This is a genomic window from Candidimonas humi (assembly GCF_019166065.1).
GTDB classification, from domain to species: Bacteria; Pseudomonadota; Gammaproteobacteria; order Burkholderiales; family Burkholderiaceae_B; genus Candidimonas; species Candidimonas humi.
Map to the genome: position 1 here is coordinate 375,196 of NZ_JAHTBN010000003.1, position 16,771 is coordinate 391,966.

Sequence of the window (16,771 nt, forward strand, 5' to 3'; positions counted from 1 at the left end):
GTTCCGATGTTTCAGCGGACTAGTCGTCCGTAGCGTCGCCCGCCCGGGTCTCGTCTATCATGCGCCGCGCCTCGTCGGTGAGCTTGCGCATGACCTTGATGAAGATCTCATATTCCTCGCCGGTCATGACCGAGCTCAGGCGTTCCTGGCGCCGCATCGTGCCGGCCAGCCCCTCGTCCAGCACCTTTTTCCCTTCCTTGGTCATCTCCAGGTATGACTTGCGCCTGTCGCTCGGGTCGGCGGCATAGCTGACCAGGCCTTTTTGCAGGAGTTCGTAGCCGGCCCGGCTGACCTGGCTGTAGTCCAGGTGCGCGAACTGGGCGATTTCGCCCGAGGTCGATGGCCGGTCCAGCCGGTTGAGCGTGATCAGCAGGCGCCATTGGCGGCTGGACAGCCCCAGGGCCTGGCCCACATGGCCGTTCACGACCCTGGAGACCAATTGCGACAAGACCGTTACCCGGAAGGTGATCAGGTCGTCTGGAATGTCCAGGCCGGACAGGGACGGCTTGGCCGTGCGGCTGCCGCGCGAGGTTTTATTTGTCATGGATAAATTTGACGTAGCAAATAAACAGGCCTATATTTCAATCCGAATCGAAAACAGGAGACAACATGTATCGTACCGTTTTGCGCCTGGTCTTAGGCATATTTCTTTCGGCAGCCGGCCTCAGTCCGGCCTTTTCCGCGTCCTGGCCCGACAGGCCGGTGAAAATCGTGGTCACCCAGGGTTCGGGGTCGGGCAGCGACATCATGGCCAGGCTGATTGCGCAGTACATGGGGCCCGAACTGGGGCAGAGCGTCATCGTCGAAAATCGCCCGGGCGCCTCGGGAATAATCGGCGACGAGTACGTCGCGCACAGCAAGAGCGACGGCTACACGCTGCTGTTCAGTTCCACGGCGCCCTTGCTGGTGGCGCCGCTGATGCTGCCCGACGCCAAGTTCCGCTATTCCGACTTGATGCCCGTGGCGCCGGTGATGCGTGCGCAGTTCGTGGTGCTGGTCGCCAACAAGCCTGGCGCGCCCAAGACCCTGGCCGAGCTGCTGGATAAAGTGCGTGCCGGCAAGACGGCCTATTCTTCGGCCGGCCTGGGCACGATGACGCACCTGGCCAGCGAGCTCCTGCTGAAAAAGGCGGGCCTGAGCGCGACCCACGTGCCGTACAAGGGCAGCGGCCAGTCCCTGTCCGACCTGATCGGCGGCCAGGTGCTGTTCAGTTCCGATTCGCTTACGGCTTCGATGCCGCTCATCAAGTCCGGCCGCCTGCGGGCCTTGGCCGTGACCGGCCCGAAGCGTTCGCCCTCGCTGCCGGATGTGCCGACGCTGTCCGAAAGCGGGTTTCCAGGGCTCAGCATAAGCACTATCGGCGGCCTGTTCGGCCCGAAGGGCATCCCGGCTCCTATCGCTGGCCGCATCTACGCGGCGGTGGCCCAGGCGCAGAAGAATCCGGCGATGATCGCGTCGTTCGCCAAACTGGATACCGATGTGCTGGCGATTTCCAATGAGCAGTTCGCGGCGGATTTCCGCCACGACGCGGTTTCCTGGGGCCAGTTGCTGACCCAGTTGCACCTGAAGAAGGGCCAATGACCGTGGCGCAAGAGCGTTGTGGGTCGCTGCCCGAGGCGCCGTTCGAAGCATCGGCGCGCGGCCCCTTGCGTGGCGTGCGCGTCGTGGACATGAGCCGGCTGGTGGCCGGCAATATGCTCTCGCTGCAACTGGCCGATTTCGGCGCGGACGTGTTGAAGATCGAAACCGCGGGCGCCGGAGACCCGCTGCGGGACTGGCGCGAGGCCGATGGGGACGAGCAATTCGACGGATGGTGGCAAGTGTACGGGCGCAACAAACGCAGCGTGGCGCTGAACTTGCGCTCCGCCGCGGGGCTCGAAGTGCTGCTGCGTTTGCTCGACACCGCGCAGGTCCTGGTCGAAAGCTTCAAGCCCGGCACGCTCGAGCACATGGGGCTCGGGCCCGAGGTCCTGCACGCGCGTAATCCGCGGCTCATCGTGGTGCGCGTGTCCGGCTGGGGGCAGACCGGGCCTTATCGAGAGCTGCCGGGTTTCGGCAGCCTCATCGAGGGTTTTTCGGGCTATGCCCGCAAGAGCGGCCGCGATGGCGATCCGCCTTTGCTGCCCAATATGGCCCTGGCGGACATGATCGCCGGGCTGACCGGCGCTTATGCGACGCTGGCCGCGTTGCGCGAGCTGGAGGTGGGCGGCGGCCGCGGCCAGGTCATCGATCTTTCATTGCTGGAACCCATGGCCGCCATCATGGGCCCCGACGCGGCCGTCTACGCGCGCACCGGCGTGCAGCCCGATGCCCGCCGCAAGATCGCTTCGCCGCGCGGCGTCTATCGATGCCGGGACGGAAAATGGGTATGCATGTCGGGCTCCACCGAGAAGATGGCGCGCCGCGTGCTGGAAACGATAGGCCGCGGCGAGCTCTGCGGCGACCCGTGTTTTTCCACGAATGCCGCCAGGCTGGAAAACGATGCGCAAGTCGAGGAAATGATGCAGGAATTCGTCGGCCGCCACGGCCTGGCCGAATGCCTGGATCTGTTTCGCGCCGCGGGGGTGACCGTCGGCCCGGTGTACGAGGTCGGGGAATTGCTGGCGGACCGCCATGTGGCCGAACGCGGCGTGTACATGCGTTCGCGCCCGGCCGATGCGCAAGATGGCGTGGTCATGCATGGCATCACGCCCAGGCTGTCCGGCACCCCGGGCGCGCTGCGCATGCCTGCGCCGCGGCGCGGCCAGCACACGGCGGAAGTCTTGCGGGCTGCGGGTTTCGATGGCGGCGACCTCGAAGCCCTGGCCGCTGCCGGAGCGATCGAATGCGAGTGAAAGGATCTCATATGCGTTCCTTGCTGTTCGTGCCCGCGACGGCACCTCATTTTCTGGAAAAGGCCGCGCAGCGCGGCGCCGATGCCATCATCCTCGACCTCGAGGATTCGGTCGTGCCGCAGCGCAAGCAGGAAGCCCGGGAGCGGGCGCCGGACGCCGCGCTGCGCTTGAGCGGCGAGGGGGCGACAGTGGGGTTGCGGGTCAACGCCGCCGAGGAACTGTGGCGGCTCGATCTTGCCCACGCCGCGCTCGCGCCGGCCGGTACGATCAGCCTGGTGATGCTGCCGAAAGTGCATGGCCCCGAGCAAGTGCTCGTGTTTGTGCAGGAACTGGAACGCCTGTTTTCGCGCGGGGGCGATCGGGCTGTGCCGGCGATCGCCGCCGTACTGGAATCACCGCGCGCCATCCTGAACGCCGCCGCGATCGCCCGCAGCAGCGACAGGCTGCAGGCCCTGGGATTCGGCGCCGAAGACTACTGCACGGCGCTGGGCATCGAGCCCGACCCGGAGGTGCTGGCCTGGTCCGCACAGCACGTGATTACGGCGGCGCACGCCCATGGCCTGGAGTGCTGGGGGCTGGCTGCCGGCGTGGCGGAAATCGCCGACCTGCAGCGCTACGAGCATGAAGTGCTGCGCGCCCGCGCCCTGGGCTTCACGGGCAGCGTTGCCGTGCATCCGGCCCAGATTCCGGTATTGAACCGTTGTTTTTCGCCTTCGCCCACCGAAGTCGCCTGGGCGCGGCGCGTGGTCCGGGCCTACCAGCAGAGCAGCGCTGCGGGCGCCGGGGCAGCCATGCTGGACGGCCGCATGATAGACCAGCCCATCGTCGAGCGGGCGCAACGTTATCTGGAATGGGGCGAGCCCGCCGGTCCGCGGGCCTAGGCGCCAGCCGCCGTCGCGTGGGCGGCTTGCTGCTCCAATAGTTGCACAAGGGTGAGGGCGGGCTCGGCCAGGGCCTGTTCGGCGCGATGCACCAGCACGATGTCCCGGTGGAAGGTATGCGGGCCCAGGTCGATCGCCTTGACCCCGGCGGGCCAGCGCTTGTAGGCCGCGGTTTGCGGCAGCAGGGCGATGCCCACCCCGTTGCCCACCAGTTTGACGATGGCTTCCAGTTCGTCGGCTTCGCATACTTCTTGCGGGGCAAGCTGCATGCCGCGCAGGAAGCGATCGACCTGGCGCCCGCCGAAGGATGTGCGCTCGTAGCGGATGAAAGGCTGGCTGGCCAGCAGCTCGGCCCAGTCGCCGTCCGGCGCATCGCGCGGCGCGATCAGGCGAAACGGTTCGCGCGCCAGCACTGTGCATTGCAGGTCGCTTTGCAGCGAGAAGGGCGGCCGGATGATCGCCGCCATGTCGATTTCTCCAGCGTCGACCAGGTTCACCAGTTCGATGGACAGGCCCGGGACGATACGCGTGCGGCAGCCGGGGTGGCGCCGATAGAAGCGTGCCAAGGCGTCCGGCACCAGGGTGCGCTGCACCGAGGCGATCGCGCCCAGGGTCACGAGCCCGCCGGGGTTGACGTCCGCCTGGGCGGAACCCAGGTGGTTATAGAGCCGGATGAGTTCGCCGGCCTGCTCGAGGACCTGCCGCCCCGCCTTGCTGATGCGGGCGGACCGGCCCGCGCGTTCGAACAGCGCCAGGCCCAGCGCATGTTCCAGCCGCTGCATCTGCGCGCTGACCGCCGATTGCGTCAGCCCGATCTTGTCGCCCGCGGCGGCGAAGCTGCCTTCCTGGGCAACGGCAATGAAGGTCTTGAGTTCGCGGATCATGCATCAATCCGTCACTTGTTAATTAATCAATAAAATTTGTGTTTTATAAGAATATATATTGATTTTTTTATTTAGTCATCCGCTATATGATGGCAAGCGCTGGCCAGGCAGGGCGGGGCGTGAAGCAGCTTGCAGGCGAGCCGACCGGCCCTTGCGCTTGCCCGGGCCTTGCGCTTGAAGGCATCCGGCGTCGGCCGGGGCATGGCGCCCCGCAGCTCACCTATCCGCCGTCCGCATACAATTCTTCGATCCTCCGTATTCTCAAACCCTTTTATCAAACGTCAGAGTCCCGCATGAGCTTGTCCCCGTTCCACCTCGCCATTCCCGTTTACGATCTTTCCGCTGCCCGGCGCTTCTATGGCGAAGTGTTCGGCCTGGAAGAGGGCCGTTCCAGCACCCAATGGGTGGATTTCGATTTCTATGGCCACCAATTGGTGATCCACGAACATCCCAAGACAGTCTCGCAGGACCACGCCCATACCAATCCCGTCGACGGCCACGATGTGCCGGTGCCGCATTTCGGCATTGTGCTGCAATGGGCGCAATGGGAAGCCCTGGCCGAGCGCCTGAAGTCGTTCGGCACGAAATTCGTGATCGAGCCCTATGTCCGTTTCAAGGGCCAGGTGGGCGAACAGGCCACCATGTTCCTGCTCGACCCCTGTGGCAACGCCCTGGAATTCAAGGCGTTCAAGGATATGGGCCAGCTTTTCGCCAAATAGCGGCAAAGCCGGCGGCGCGGGCGCTGCCGGTTGCGGGTGCTCGTCTGCCCCGTGAGGGCAGTCGGCCGGACGGCCTACAGGGCGTGTTGAACGGTGCGGGCGGAGCTCGTCACGTCCTGCCCCAGGCCGGCTACTGTGTTGCAGCCCGCCAAGGAAAACAAAGCACCCACCAGCAGCAATACCGCCACCCAACGCCCGAACATGATGCACCCCGTACAATAAAAAAAAGTACCAATTTTTAACACGGGCGGCCCCCTTATGGCGTTCATGGGCCCCAGGGCTGCAGGGCTTTTTGCGATGGAAGGCTCCGGCAGGAATTGTTAGACTGGCCGCAGGCCGTCGGGCCCAGGCAGCAAGTCCGAATTTGTTCTATAGAAGAGGGGGCCGCCATGGCTACCGGTACCGTCAAGCTCCATCGTGTCCTGCGCGCCGTGCCCGAACGCGTATATCGGGCGTTCCTCGAGCCCGATGCGATGGCAAAGTGGCTGCCGCCCTATGGGTTCACATGCCAGGTTCACCACATGGATGCGCGGGTCGGTGGCGGCTACAAGATGTCCTTCCGCAACTTCGGCAACGGCAGCAGCCATTCCTTCAGCGGCGAATATCTCGAGCTGGTGCCGTTCGAGACCATCCGCTACACGGACCAGTTCGATGCCCCAGGCTTGCCGGGCAGCATGCACACCCGGATTTCGCTGCGGCCGGTGGCTTGCGGCACCGAACTTTCTATTGTGCAAGAGGGCGTGCCCGAGGCTATTCCCGTGGAAATGTGCTATCTCGGCTGGCAGGAATCCCTGGCGCAACTGGCGAAACTGGTGGAGCCCGAGATTCCCGGCTGATTCCCCAAGGGTGCCTGGTTCAAGCGGGCGATGAGCCCGCGATACGCCAGTCCCGATGGCAGGGCAGCCCGGGCAGGCTGTCGGCCTGCAGGGCGGCGCGCACGGTGGCGGCGGCCACTACTTCCGCGGCGACTGTGCCCAGCAGGCCCACGGACAGGGACGTCCGGCTGCGCGCGGTGCTGACGGCGAACAAGGTGTCGCCGTCCAGCGGCGTGTGGATGGGGTTGATCGTGCGGGCCAATCCGTCATGCCCCATCTGCGCCACCTTCTGCAACTGCGCCTTGTCCAGCGGCGCGTTGGTGAGTATGGCGCCTATCGTGGTGTTGCTTGCGAACAGGTGCGGCATGCCCGATTCCGCGGCTTCTATCATGCTGTGAGCGGTATGCAGGTAGCGGCCGCGCTCGTCCGCGCGGGCGCCGGCCAGCACTTCAGGACTTTGCTCCGCATAGATGTCGCCCACCGGATTGGCCGCCACCACGGCGATGACGACCACGTCCGTGCCAGGGATGTGGCAGGCCATCATGCCTATGCCCGAACGCATGGCGCGGTCCATGCCGAACAGCTTGCCCGCTGTTGCGCCGGCGCCCGCGCCTACCGAGCCGTCTTGTGCGTTAGCGAGCCGCAAGGCGTTCCGGCAGGCGCGATACCCGGACTGCGCGTCCGGGTAGGCATCGGCGTCGCCTACTTCCAGGTCGTACAGCACCGCGGCCGGGACGATGGGTATGACACGCTGGCCGAGCTGGAAGCCGATGCGTTGTTCGGCCAGCCAGCGCATCACGCCGCTGGCCGCATCCAGCCCATAGGCGCTGCCGCCGGACAGCACCAGGCCGTGGATGCTCGATACCGTGTTGACCGGCTCCAGCAGCGCGGTTTCGCGCGTGCCGGGCGCACCGCCGCGCACATCGGCCGAGGCGCACACCCCCTGCCTGAACAGGAATACGGTGCAGCCCGTGGGGCGGCGCGTATCGGTGTCATGGCCGATGGCTACGTCGTCGAAGCCCGCAAGCAAGGCTGGCTGTCTGGCCGCGAGGTCGGCCAGCGGCATGATGTAGTCGCGAGTCTTCATGTGTGTTCCTGTTTCGTGTTTTAGTTCTAGCTTGCGTCGGCATGTTCCCGTTACGGGCCGCAAGCATAGGCCAGTACCGCAAGATGGCGCTCCGCGTCGAGACCCAGCAGCGACAACAGGGCTGCGTCATGAAACGAGCCGATGGCGCAGCCGCCCCAGCCGGCCTGCGCCGCCTGGTAGCTGAGCGCGCCGAGATAAGCGCCCGCCTCGAGCAGCATGAAACGCCCGCCGCGCTCGCCGTATTTTGCCAGCATGTTTTCGGGGCGGGCTATCAGGAAAATCACCGCGGCGGGCCCGTCGGGCCAGTCCACGCCCAGCACGCGCGCCAGGGTTTCCCACGCGGGGCAGTCGCGCACCGGCGCCAGCCCATGGGCCTCGCTGTCGTACCAGGCAATATGGCCCGCCAGTTCGCGCGGGCCATCGAGGCGGCACAGCGCGACATAGGTCTGGATCGGATATTTGGCGCCTCCCGATGGCAGCAGCCGGTATGGTTCGTGCCGTCGCGCGCGCAGCGGGTGCAGTAGCGCACCCAAGTCCTGCACACTGGCGGCTTGCGGGCCGAATGCGCGTGTGCTGTGGCGGCGCTGCCAGGCCGCGGCTGCGTCGCCGGCAAGGTCGGGCAGCGGCACCGCAGCCCGGCTATGCACAGGGCCGGGGGTGCCGCCAGGCCTTGCTGCGTCGAGCGCGATGCGCTGGCCCATCGAAACCGCGCGGCTGGCATTGAGTTCGCCATTTTTCCAGAACAGGCGGAACAGCGGCGCATCGGCCCAAGGGGCGTCATCGGAAGAATCGAAACCGGGGTCGAGGCTCATGGCGGCATGAAGTAGCGGTTCATCCCAAGGGATGCGGCAAAGGATTGGGGAAGGGCGTGTGCCTTGCGCTGCCGGGGTAGCGCCACTCGACGTCCGCGCAGCGCCCTCCGAGAAAGGGCGCGCGCTCGTCGGCGTGCAGGCCGCTCAATTGCGGCGAGAGCACGCGCATTACCCGCAGGCCGCAAGCCGCTACGTCGACGGTGGTGAGCTCGCGGTAATAGAGATCGATGCCGCTATGTTCCAGCGACAGCTGTAGATGCCGAAGTTGTTCGGCGGCTTGCCGGACGTCGGGCGCATCGGCCTGGATTTCGGCAGCGGCTACGGTTGCGGGGGCAGGCGCGGCATGCGCGAGCAGCGCGCTGCGGCGCCATAGGTCGGGGCGCAGCGTATAGAACACGGCGTGCTGGTCGAAGCGGCGCAAGGCGCCGGCTTCGCGGGGTAGTTCGTCGCTCGGTCCATTGGCCAGGTGGGCAGCGAAGGTCAGCGCCTGCGACCATTCCAGCAGCGCCTTGTGCAGGGCCGCGCCCAGGCTGGCGCGGCAGGCGATGCCCAGCACGAAGCGCGGGCGGCCACGGTAGGGCATACCGCCCGCGACGGCAATCACCGGCTGTGGATTCCAGGCCTGTGTCAGGTCGAAGGCGGCAAGCTCGCCGCCATGGTCCGCGGCATAAGCTTGCCAGTCCGCCGGCAAGGTCAATTGGCGGCCGCCCAGTCCGTTGAGCCAGGTGGTGGCCAGCGCGTCGCGTTCCAGCAATTCCTGCGCCGCGCGCAGCGTCGCCAGCCAGGGGCCGCCGGCCTGGTCACGCCACGCCGCCAGCCCGCTGGACGTCGACGGCATGCGTGCCGCTCCGCTGCGTGGCCCCAGCCCCACCAGTTCCTGCGGCACCCAGAATTCGCGGTTGTTGCCGAGCCGGTACACGGCTGCGTAACAGTCGTGATCCGTCGCCTCCATGGGCCAGGGAAAGTCCGCCTGGCTGCGCTGCGCGCGGGAATAAAGCGCGAATGCGTCGTCGTCCAGACGCTCGTCGTCCGGGATGTCGGCACGCAGGCGCAGCGGCAGCGCGGTCTGCGCGGCCGCCAGGCGTTCCAGGGCCTCGGCCAGCGCGCCTGCGACGGCCTGGTCGCGTGCCAGCGCCACAGCCCCCGAAACTGTCTGCCAGGCATTGGCAGGGTCCTTGGGCGTGGCGGCATTGAACAGCGGTTTGCCGCCGAATAGCGGGCCCGGCGCATCGCAAGGCTGCGCATCCACGAGGTGGACGGGGGGCGCCAGCCCGCAGCGGGAACCGGCAGCCTGGGCCAGCAGATGCTGCGACAACAAAGGCGCCCGATGCGCGGCGGTTTGCGGCATTCCTCAGGCTTCCCGCTACATGAACTGCAGCCACACATACATTTCGACGGCGCTCACCGCCAGGCTGGCGGCCAGTACCAGGATGGCGATCAGGGCGCCGCGCCCCGCCGAGCGGCGGGAGCGTTCGTAGACCCAGCAGAACAGGCCGATGTAGGTGCCGCAGAAGAGAATGAAGCCGAACACCGGCTGCACGAATTGCGCTCCGAGCAGGCCGACCCCGATCGAGAGGATGAACGATCCCAGCCCCAGTATGGTGCGAGCCGCGAACGACAGCGGCGCGGCCTCGTCGACGGGTTCGGCAATGTGTGCGGGCGATTCGGGATCCGCCCGCAGCGCTTGCGGATCGTTCGATTCCGCGGCGCCGGCGGTGTCTACGGTGTAGACAGGCTCATTGGAGCCGGGATTGGCGGCCGCGCCGGCATTGTCGACATAGGCGACGGGCGCAGCGTCTTCGGCAGTGCTTGCGGCGTCGGCGGCATGCGGGGCGCCGGCCGTTTCCGCATCGTTGCCCGGCGCGATGCGGGAGAAAATGACCGCGGTCACTATGCTGGCGCCCGCCAGCGTGGCTACGCAGGAGCTGCATGTCGTCGAGGTCGAGCCGCCGCCGGCCGCGGACAGGTCGTCCTGGCGGTTGGACGGGTCGAACTGGTTGGCAACTCGGTACATTGGGCTCTCCTCGTCATGGCCTCCCCTCGAGGCCGGTGGAATTCTACGACGGCGCTGCCGTGGACCAGGGCAGCGGCAGCGCTCCCGATACAGGCTGTTGCGCATGGCCGCAAGCCGGGCACCGTGGCAATTGGAATACTTTGTCGCGCGTACCGGCCAAGGTCTGCAGGTTCAGGCTGGCGCTGTGCTCGATGAAGGGCAGCAGGCCTGCCGGCGCGGCCAGCATCGGCGCAAGCAGCGCCGCCAGCGGCTGCGGATGCCTGGCCGCCTCGGGCCTCTCTGGCCCCGGCATATCGCCCCAGCGGCGTGCCACGCGATTGCCCAGGCATGCAATGCAGGCCGTTTGTCCCGGAACCACGTACGGGCCTATGCACAGGGTATGGTGGTAAGCCGCATCGATGAACAAGTGCGGCACTTGAAGTTGTAATGAAAGATAACGGTCCAGTGTGTGCCGCCATTCGCCGTTGCGGCGCACCGCCACCACCAGCTCGGCGTCGCCGAGAGCCTCGCAGCGTTGCGGCAGGCCATGGCCGGCGGCGGCCGCGTCGAGCGCCTGGGCCAGCTCGGGCCAGGGCTCGTCCAGCCACGCCAGCGCATATCGGCCTGCAGCCGGCCGCGCCCGCGCGGGAATCAAGGCGCCTACGCGGCATATCTGGCGCGCCGCCGCGCCGCAATCGGCGTCGTCCAGCAAGTTGCCCAGGCGATCTTCGCGCCACGCTTCGAGCACGCGCCCGGCCACGGCATCCGGCGTGGCTTCGTCTACGATATAGGTTTCGTCGGCGCCGCCGGACAACACCAGCAGCTTGCGGCCGGCATGCTCCTGTTGCAGGAGCACCCAGGCCGGGCTGTTGACCCAGTGGCTTGCAGGGCTGTGCGAGCGGGCTGTCGTTGCCGTGGATTCTGGCGTGGCCGAACGGGACATCAGGACGTCGTTATCGATGCAGCAGGAACCCAATTCTAGCGTAGCCGCGCATGGCGCCTCGTCCGAGGTCCGTGCCGCGGAGTCGCGCGGGGCATATCCCTGGCGTGAGGCGCTGGCGTGGATGCTGTTGCTGGGCCTGCTGTTCATCGTCGGCTACAGCGTGACCAACCGCTGGGCCGCGACGCGGCCGCACGCGTTCTCGCTGCACGGCGCCTGGGACGACTGGATTCCGTTCCTGCCCTGGACCATCTGGCCCTATCTCAGCCTGAACGCGATCTTCCCCGTCACCTTCTTCGCGTTCGACGATGTCCGCTCGCTGCGCCGCCACGCCATGCGCATTGCCGCCGTGCAGCTTGCCTGCTTCGCCCTGTTCAGCATGTTCCCGTCGGTCAATGTGCGGCCTTTGCAGCATCCAGGCGGTGTTTCGGGCATGTTGTTCGCACAACTGCACGCGTTCGAGCGGCCTTTCAATATGTTCCCGTCGCTGCACGCAGCCGTGCTCTTGCTCGTCTGGCGCGCGTGGCTGCCGCGGATGCATGACCGGTCTGGCCGCGCTCGGCCCGGCGTGCGCATGCTGTGGGACGGCTGGTGCCTGCTGATCTTGCTGTCGACGCTGACTACCTGGCAGCACGACCTGATCGATATCGCCGCCGGCCTGGGGCTCGGCCTGCTGGCGCTGGCCATCTGGCCGATGGGGCCCGGTGGCCAGCGTCCGGCAGGCGATATGCGCAGATAAAAGACTGTATTCGAAAGGCTATCGCGTCATGCGCGGGTGATTCCCCATCTGCGCACCAGTTGCTCGAGGCGAGCCTGCTGTTCCTTGGTCAGGGGCCACGCGGCGGGCGGGCGCGTCGGGCCGCAGTCGTTGCCGATGATCTGCAAGGCGGCCTTCACGCCGGTGACATTGGTGCCATTGAGTTCTTGCGCGCGGATGTCCTCGAACGCTTCGATGCCGCGGATGAGCTGCATGGCTTGCGCATAATCCTGGGCGCGCAGCGCCTGCAGGATTTCCACCGAGCGCTCGGGCCAGATATTGATCAGCCCCGAAGTAAAGCCCTGGGCGCCCACCGCGCACAGCGCCGGCGCCCAGGTCTCGGCCAGGCCTCCCACCCAGATGATTTCCGGAGCGGCGCGTTCGATGGCTTGCGCCAGCTTGATGGGGCTGGGGGCGGCCCACTTGACCCCCGCCACTCCGGGGATTTCGGTCAGCCGCACGATGGCGTCCGTGCCGATGGCGTCGTTGCGCAGGTACAGCATGACGGGCAGGCCGTCGGCCGCGTCGGCGACTCTTTGCACATAATCTACCAGGCCGCGCGGCGACACGAACGGATCCGGTGTCTGGTGCACCATGATGCCGTCGGCGCCTGCCTTGCGCGAGGCGCGCGCCAGCGCGCAGGCTTCGTGCACGCTGCGGCCCACGCCATTGATGACCGGCGCGCGGCCCGCGGCCATGTCGGTCACGGCCTCCATCATGGCTTGTGCCTCGTGCGCCTGCAGCGCGTAGAACTCGCTGGTATTGCCGTTGACCACCAATATGTCGACTCCGGCGCCGATGGCCCTGTCCATGACCGGGCGCAGCCGCTCGGGCGCGATCTGGTCGTTGCTGTCGAAGGGGGTTACCAGTATGCCGGAGATGCCTGTCAGGGCCTGGCGCAACTTATCCGAAATTCCGTTCATGATGTGTTCCTTGTTCCTGGTCGTTCCTGCTGCTGTTTGTGCTGCCATATGTGTGGCGGCGGGCCGCGCCGCCGCGTCCTGTGCGGCGCGGCGCTAGTCGGCCAGCCGCATCGTCGGCGTGATCTGGCGCGGATCCACGCGCAGTTCCAGCAGCGCCAGGCCGCCGGCCTCGCGGGCGCGGGCAAATGCCGCCGGGAAATCTTCGCTGCGGGTAACGCGTTCGGCGTGCGCGCCGAAGGACCGCGCCAGCGCCGCATAATCCGGTCCCTGCAGCCGCGTGCCGCTGACGCGGCCAGGGTGGCGCCGTTCCTGGTGCATGCGTATCGTGCCGTACATGCCATTGTCGACCACTATCACTACCAGCGAGGCGCCGTATTCGGCGGCAGTGGCCAATTCTTGCGGATACATGAGGAAGCAGCCGTCGCCGGCCAGGCAGACCACGCTGCGCGACTTGTCGCGCAGGGCGGTGGCCACGGCGGCCGGCAGGCCGTAGCCCATGGCGCCGCAAGTCGGTGCGAGCTGGGTGCGGCCCGCGCGGTATTCGTAGAAGCGATGCAGCCACACAGAATAGTTTCCGGCGCCGTTGGCCAGCACGGCGTCATCGGGCAGCGTTTGCGACAAGTGCTTGATCACGAAAGCCATGTCCACGCCTTCGTGCCCTGCGGGCAGCGCTGGCGGGATGCTGTAGGCCTCGTGATCGGCGCGCGCCGAACGGGTCCAGTCGCCCCAGGGCAGCCGGGCCGGCGGCGTGGCGCTGGCCAGCGCGGCGACGGCTTCGGCGGCGCGGGCCTGCACGGCCAGGTCGGCCTGGAAGACGCGGTTCAGTTCCGCCGCGTCGGCATGGATATGGATGAGTTTCTGCGCCAGGCGCGGAGGCTCGAGCAAGGTGTAGCCATCGGTCATGACATCGCCCAGGCGCGTGCCGATAGCCAATATGAGATCGCTTTCGCGGATGCGGCGAGCGAGCGCGGGATTCATGCCCAGGCTCATGTGGCCGGCATAATGCGGGTTGCGATTGTCCAGGACGTCCTGGCGGCGGAAGGCGCACGAGGCGGGCAGGTTCCAGCGTTCCAGGAATGTCGCCAAGTCCTGGCGTGCGGTTTCGCTCCAGTCGGGCCCGCCTATGAACACGATCGGGCGCTGCGCTGCGGCCAGGGCGTCCGTGATGTGCGCCAGCGTGTCCGGCGCGACCGCGGCCGGCGCGAGGGGCAGGGCGGGGCAGTCGGGCGTGTGGCAGGCGTCCAGCAGCATGTCTTCCGGCAGCGATATCACCACCGGCCCCGGCCGGCCCGACATGGCGGTGTGGAAAGCGCGCGCCATGATTTCGGGTATGCGGTCGGCATCATTGATCTCGACCACCCATTTCGCCAGCGAGCCGAACATGGCCTGGTAATCCACTTCCTGGAAAGCCTCGCGTCCCACATGGCCGCGGGCGATCTGGCCGACGAACATCAGCATCGGGGTCGAATCCTGCTGGGCGATATGCACGCCGATGCTGGCATGCGTCGCGCCGGGCCCGCGCGTGACCATGCATATTCCGGGGCGCCCGGTCAGCTTGCCGTCGGCCTCGGCCATATCGGCGGCGGCGCCTTCGTGCTTGGTCACGATCAATTCGATTTCGGGGGCGTCGTACAGGGCGTCCAGGACTTCCAGGTAACTTTCCCCCGGCACGCAGAATACGCGGTCGACCCCGTGCCCGCGCAACGCGTCCACCAGGGCGCGGCCGGCCGGGCGCGGTGCGCAAGCCTGGGCGTCTGCCGCGCGATCGGGCGTGAGCGAGTCTTTCATCTTGCAATTCCTTTCAATTATGCATGGCTGTAGGCCGGGATATGCCGCAGTGTATAGAGATGCTCCATAGTAACGTTAGGGCCGAGGTGTCATTTCTGATATGCATAAAAGACATGTGTTGGGTGACTGGCTGGTAGGTAGAATGTCCGCTCTTTATATATGTGGCTCAGCCACCGGGCCTCGCCATGGCCCGGCCCAACGAGGAGATAGATTCATGAAAATCGCCAGAAGACAGTTGCTGCTATCGGCGGCCGGCCTGCTTGCGCTTGCGGCGGCAGCTCCCTTGCCTGCCTCGGCGGCGAATGCCTGGCCCGATCGGCCCATCAATTATGTCGTGCCGTTCGCCCCCGGAGGCGCTACCGACATCCTAGGCCGCATGTATGCCCAGTACCTGGGCCAAGCGCTGGGCGTGTCGGTGGTGGTGGAAAACAAGCCGGGCACCGGCGGCAGCCTGGGCACGGCCTACGCGGCGCGCGCCAAGCCCGACGGCTACACGCTGGTGGGCGGCACGATCAGCTCGCATTCCATCAATGTCAGCATCTATCCCTCGATCGGCTACGATCCCGTTAAGTCGTTTGCCCCCATCATCCTGACCGGCACCTTGCCCAATGTGCTGGTCGTGCGTGCCAATAGCGACTACAAGACGGTCGAGGACCTCATCAAGAAGGCCCGCAGCAAGAAGGATGCCCTGACCTTCGGTTCGTCCGGCGTCGGTTCCTCGCAGCACCTGGCCGGCGAGTTGTTCGCCCAGGACATCGGCGCGCACATGCTGCACGTGCCCTACAAGGGCAGCGCTCCGTCGCTGCAGGCGCTGGCGGCCGGCGATATCGACCTGCTGTTCGACAATATCACCTCGGCCTTGCCGCTGATCCAGTCGGGCAAGCTGCGGGCCTTGGCCGTCACTTCGTCGCAGCCCGCGGCGATGCTGCCCGGTGTGAAGCCGCTGAAAGACTTCGGCAATGGCCTGGAGCACTACGAAGTCGTGTCGTGGCAGGCAGTGTTCGCCCCGGCCGGCACGCCCCGACCGATTATCGACAAGCTTTACGCCGTCATGCACGCGACCTTGCAAAAACCCGAGGTGCAAAAGCGCCTGCAAGGGCTGGGCATCACCATATCAGGCGCCGGCCCCGACGAACTGGCTGCCTTCCAGAAGGCGGAAGTCGCCAAGTGGGCGGCCGTCGCGGCCAAGGGCCATATCAAGCTGCACTGATGTCCGGGCCGGATGGCTTGGCTGCCTCGGTGGCGCCCGGCCAATTACCTTGCGCCGCCTGGCCGAGGATGGCCTGGCGCAAGGTCTGCAGAATGTCCCATTGGCCGATCACGGGCGGCCGGTTGCGCGCCGTCGCGATGGCGATTTCGCGCGTCACCTCGGGTTCGGCCAGGCGCGACGCCTGCAACTGGCCCAATGCCACCTCTTCTGCGACGGTGGCCAGCGGCAGGACCGCGCAGCCTACGCCGGCCCGCACCAGGTTCTTGACGATGGCGTTGGACCCGTCGCATTCCACTTCCACGCGCACGTGCCGGTTGCAGTTCAGGGCCAGCGACTCCACCAGACCGCGCAAGCCGTGCGGCGTGCCGGGCAGGATCAGCGGCTGGTCGAAGACCTGGGCGACGGGTGTCGTGGGGGCTACGGGCGGAAAATCAGGGGGCAGGATGAGATACAGTGGTTCGTGCAGCAGCACGTCCATATCCACCATGCTGGCCTGCGAATTCGGCACGTACAGCAGGGCGACATCGATCCTGCCGTCGGCCAGGGAATTCATGATCTGGTGGCCCAGCGCCTCTACCATATGCAGCCGGGTATCCGGAAAGCAAGCCCGCAGCGCGCGCGCCACGGCCGCGAAGCTGCGCTGCGCGATCGTCGGCTGGGCCGCGATCACCAATTGCGACGGGCCTTCGTCCGCAAGCGTGACGGCCAGCTTGCGCGTTTCGTCCAGCGCTTCGGCCACCTTGCGGGCCCGGGTAAGCAGCAGCGAACCGGCGTCGGTCAGCACCACGCCCCGGCCGCTGCGGTGGAACAGGCGTACCTTCAGGTCGGCCTCCAGGCGCGCGATGTGGCGCGTCATGGTGGATTGTTCGATGCCCGCCTCGATGGCGGTGCGCGATATGCTGCCGGACTGCGCGATGCGGACGAAATATTCGAGTGCGGTGGGATTCATGCGGGTTCCCCGGACTGCTGTTGCCCCGGTATCGCCCCAGCCGGCGGCGGGAGCCATCCATGGGACGGATGATGGCGATATTATCGCCGCATCCCCCGTAGGCGGCAGCCGGCGGGCGGTGCGGTCTTTTGGGGCGACGGCCATGGCGTACGCGCGGGCCCCGGCCGGGTTTCCACGCA

The 16,771-nt window shown here is 66.7% G+C and carries 18 protein-coding genes; 7 read left to right on the forward strand and 11 right to left on the reverse strand.

Annotation, left to right across the window (positions count from 1 at the left end; genetic code table 11):
* Positions 1 to 19: 19 nt before the first annotated feature.
* Positions 20 to 544, reverse strand: a complete 525-nt coding sequence (locus KVP10_RS08765) for a MarR family winged helix-turn-helix transcriptional regulator (RefSeq protein WP_217964178.1) — start codon at positions 542 to 544, stop codon at positions 20 to 22.
* A gap of 65 nt (positions 545 to 609) precedes the next feature.
* On the opposite strand from KVP10_RS08765, the gene KVP10_RS08770 reads away from it, so the two are divergent.
* From KVP10_RS08770 to KVP10_RS08780, 3 genes are read left to right on the forward strand one after another with little or no spacing between them, the layout of a single operon-like run.
* The gene (locus KVP10_RS08770; RefSeq protein WP_217964179.1) at positions 610 to 1,581 is read left to right on the forward strand and encodes a Bug family tripartite tricarboxylate transporter substrate binding protein; all 972 of its coding nucleotides are present in this window, start codon (positions 610 to 612) and stop codon (positions 1,579 to 1,581) included.
* Positions 1,578 to 2,834 carry a CaiB/BaiF CoA transferase family protein gene (locus KVP10_RS08775; protein ID WP_217964180.1) on the forward strand — a complete coding sequence of 419 codons (1,257 nt, stop codon included), beginning with the start codon at positions 1,578 to 1,580 and terminating at the stop codon, positions 2,832 to 2,834. Before KVP10_RS08770 ends, KVP10_RS08775 begins: the two co-directional genes overlap by 4 nt.
* A gap of 11 nt (positions 2,835 to 2,845) precedes the next feature.
* Positions 2,846 to 3,715, forward strand: coding sequence for an HpcH/HpaI aldolase/citrate lyase family protein (locus tag KVP10_RS08780; RefSeq protein WP_217964181.1), 870 nt, complete (start codon positions 2,846 to 2,848; stop codon positions 3,713 to 3,715).
* On the opposite strand, the gene KVP10_RS08785 is transcribed toward KVP10_RS08780, so the two are convergent.
* Complete coding sequence (locus tag KVP10_RS08785) at positions 3,712 to 4,599, reverse strand: LysR family transcriptional regulator (protein ID WP_217964182.1); 888 nt, start codon at positions 4,597 to 4,599, stop codon at positions 3,712 to 3,714. The two genes, KVP10_RS08780 and KVP10_RS08785, sit on opposite strands and share 4 nt — an antisense overlap.
* Before the next feature lie 293 nt (positions 4,600 to 4,892).
* On the opposite strand from KVP10_RS08785, the gene KVP10_RS08790 reads away from it, so the two are divergent.
* On the forward strand, positions 4,893 to 5,318 hold the full coding sequence (locus tag KVP10_RS08790) for a VOC family protein (RefSeq protein WP_217964183.1): 426 nt from the start codon (positions 4,893 to 4,895) through the stop codon (positions 5,316 to 5,318).
* Between the two features lie 74 nt (positions 5,319 to 5,392).
* On the opposite strand, the gene KVP10_RS21410 is transcribed toward KVP10_RS08790, so the two are convergent.
* On the reverse strand, positions 5,393 to 5,521 hold the full coding sequence (locus KVP10_RS21410) for a hypothetical protein (protein ID WP_281421966.1): 129 nt from the start codon (positions 5,519 to 5,521) through the stop codon (positions 5,393 to 5,395).
* Positions 5,522 to 5,707: 186 nt separating this feature from the next.
* On the opposite strand from KVP10_RS21410, the gene KVP10_RS08795 reads away from it, so the two are divergent.
* Positions 5,708 to 6,154: an SRPBCC family protein gene (locus tag KVP10_RS08795; protein ID WP_217964184.1), complete on the forward strand. Its 447-nt coding sequence runs from the start codon at positions 5,708 to 5,710 to the stop codon at positions 6,152 to 6,154.
* Between the two features lie 19 nt (positions 6,155 to 6,173).
* Here KVP10_RS08795 and KVP10_RS08800 read toward each other — a convergent pair whose 3' ends face one another.
* From KVP10_RS08800 to KVP10_RS08820, 5 genes are read right to left on the reverse strand one after another with little or no spacing between them, the layout of a single operon-like run.
* Positions 6,174 to 7,220: a P1 family peptidase gene (locus KVP10_RS08800; RefSeq protein WP_246600492.1), complete on the reverse strand. Its 1,047-nt coding sequence runs from the start codon at positions 7,218 to 7,220 to the stop codon at positions 6,174 to 6,176.
* A gap of 50 nt (positions 7,221 to 7,270) precedes the next feature.
* Positions 7,271 to 8,032 (reverse strand): SagB/ThcOx family dehydrogenase, encoded by a 762-nt coding sequence (locus tag KVP10_RS08805; protein ID WP_217964185.1) that lies wholly within the window; start codon positions 8,030 to 8,032, stop codon positions 7,271 to 7,273.
* 19 nt (positions 8,033 to 8,051) lie between these two features.
* Entirely contained in the window at positions 8,052 to 9,380 is a 1,329-nt protein-coding gene (locus KVP10_RS08810; protein ID WP_217964186.1) for a YcaO-like family protein, read from the reverse strand.
* 15 nt (positions 9,381 to 9,395) lie between these two features.
* Positions 9,396 to 10,046 carry a DUF2157 domain-containing protein gene (locus KVP10_RS08815; protein ID WP_217964187.1) on the reverse strand — a complete coding sequence of 217 codons (651 nt, stop codon included), beginning with the start codon at positions 10,044 to 10,046 and terminating at the stop codon, positions 9,396 to 9,398.
* A 43-nt stretch (positions 10,047 to 10,089) separates the two neighbouring features.
* Positions 10,090 to 10,968, reverse strand: coding sequence for a hypothetical protein (locus tag KVP10_RS08820; protein ID WP_217964188.1), 879 nt, complete (start codon positions 10,966 to 10,968; stop codon positions 10,090 to 10,092).
* A 16-nt stretch (positions 10,969 to 10,984) separates the two neighbouring features.
* On the opposite strand from KVP10_RS08820, the gene KVP10_RS08825 reads away from it, so the two are divergent.
* Positions 10,985 to 11,704: a phosphatase PAP2 family protein gene (locus KVP10_RS08825; protein WP_217964189.1), complete on the forward strand. Its 720-nt coding sequence runs from the start codon at positions 10,985 to 10,987 to the stop codon at positions 11,702 to 11,704.
* 26 nt (positions 11,705 to 11,730) lie between these two features.
* Here the strand turns inward: KVP10_RS08825 and KVP10_RS08830 are convergent, their stop codons facing one another.
* Positions 11,731 to 12,645, reverse strand: coding sequence for a dihydrodipicolinate synthase family protein (locus KVP10_RS08830; protein ID WP_217964190.1), 915 nt, complete (start codon positions 12,643 to 12,645; stop codon positions 11,731 to 11,733).
* Between the two features lie 93 nt (positions 12,646 to 12,738).
* Entirely contained in the window at positions 12,739 to 14,433 is a 1,695-nt protein-coding gene (locus tag KVP10_RS08835; protein WP_217964191.1) for a thiamine pyrophosphate-binding protein, read from the reverse strand.
* Positions 14,434 to 14,647: 214 nt separating this feature from the next.
* Between KVP10_RS08835 and KVP10_RS08840 the strand changes: the two genes are divergently transcribed.
* A complete protein-coding gene (locus tag KVP10_RS08840) occupies positions 14,648 to 15,643 on the forward strand; it encodes a Bug family tripartite tricarboxylate transporter substrate binding protein (protein WP_217964192.1) in 996 nt (331 codons plus the stop codon).
* Here the strand turns inward: KVP10_RS08840 and KVP10_RS08845 are convergent.
* Positions 15,630 to 16,592 carry a LysR family transcriptional regulator gene (locus KVP10_RS08845; RefSeq protein WP_217964193.1) on the reverse strand — a complete coding sequence of 321 codons (963 nt, stop codon included), beginning with the start codon at positions 16,590 to 16,592 and terminating at the stop codon, positions 15,630 to 15,632. The genes KVP10_RS08840 and KVP10_RS08845 overlap by 14 nt on opposite strands.
* Positions 16,593 to 16,771: the final 179 nt, after the last annotated feature.

Excerpts from the sequence above, each read along its gene's own strand:
- KVP10_RS08795 (WP_217964184.1), top strand. The coding sequence starts at position 5,708 with ATGGCTACCGGTACCGTCAAGCTCCATCGTGTCCTGCGCGCCGTGCCC.
- KVP10_RS08770 (WP_217964179.1), top strand. The coding sequence starts at position 610 with ATGTATCGTACCGTTTTGCGCCTGGTCTTAGGCATATTTCTTTCGGCA.
- KVP10_RS08785 (WP_217964182.1), bottom strand. The coding sequence starts at position 4,599 with ATGATCCGCGAACTCAAGACCTTCATTGCCGTTGCCCAGGAAGGCAGC.
- KVP10_RS21410 (WP_281421966.1), bottom strand. The coding sequence starts at position 5,521 with ATGTTCGGGCGTTGGGTGGCGGTATTGCTGCTGGTGGGTGCTTTGTTT.
- KVP10_RS08775 (WP_217964180.1), top strand. The coding sequence starts at position 1,578 with ATGACCGTGGCGCAAGAGCGTTGTGGGTCGCTGCCCGAGGCGCCGTTC.
- KVP10_RS08765 (WP_217964178.1), bottom strand. The coding sequence starts at position 544 with ATGACAAATAAAACCTCGCGCGGCAGCCGCACGGCCAAGCCGTCCCTG.
- KVP10_RS08805 (WP_217964185.1), bottom strand. The coding sequence starts at position 8,032 with ATGAGCCTCGACCCCGGTTTCGATTCTTCCGATGACGCCCCTTGGGCC.
- KVP10_RS08845 (WP_217964193.1), bottom strand. The coding sequence starts at position 16,592 with ATGAATCCCACCGCACTCGAATATTTCGTCCGCATCGCGCAGTCCGGC.
- KVP10_RS08815 (WP_217964187.1), bottom strand. The coding sequence starts at position 10,046 with ATGTACCGAGTTGCCAACCAGTTCGACCCGTCCAACCGCCAGGACGAC.
- KVP10_RS08830 (WP_217964190.1), bottom strand. The coding sequence starts at position 12,645 with ATGAACGGAATTTCGGATAAGTTGCGCCAGGCCCTGACAGGCATCTCC.
- KVP10_RS08780 (WP_217964181.1), top strand. The coding sequence starts at position 2,846 with ATGCGTTCCTTGCTGTTCGTGCCCGCGACGGCACCTCATTTTCTGGAA.
- KVP10_RS08840 (WP_217964192.1), top strand. The coding sequence starts at position 14,648 with ATGAAAATCGCCAGAAGACAGTTGCTGCTATCGGCGGCCGGCCTGCTT.
- KVP10_RS08800 (WP_246600492.1), bottom strand. The coding sequence starts at position 7,220 with ATGAAGACTCGCGACTACATCATGCCGCTGGCCGACCTCGCGGCCAGA.
- KVP10_RS08790 (WP_217964183.1), top strand. The coding sequence starts at position 4,893 with ATGAGCTTGTCCCCGTTCCACCTCGCCATTCCCGTTTACGATCTTTCC.
- KVP10_RS08810 (WP_217964186.1), bottom strand. The coding sequence starts at position 9,380 with ATGCCGCAAACCGCCGCGCATCGGGCGCCTTTGTTGTCGCAGCATCTG.
- KVP10_RS08820 (WP_217964188.1), bottom strand. The coding sequence starts at position 10,968 with ATGTCCCGTTCGGCCACGCCAGAATCCACGGCAACGACAGCCCGCTCG.
- KVP10_RS08835 (WP_217964191.1), bottom strand. The coding sequence starts at position 14,433 with ATGAAAGACTCGCTCACGCCCGATCGCGCGGCAGACGCCCAGGCTTGC.
- KVP10_RS08825 (WP_217964189.1), top strand. The coding sequence starts at position 10,985 with ATGCAGCAGGAACCCAATTCTAGCGTAGCCGCGCATGGCGCCTCGTCC.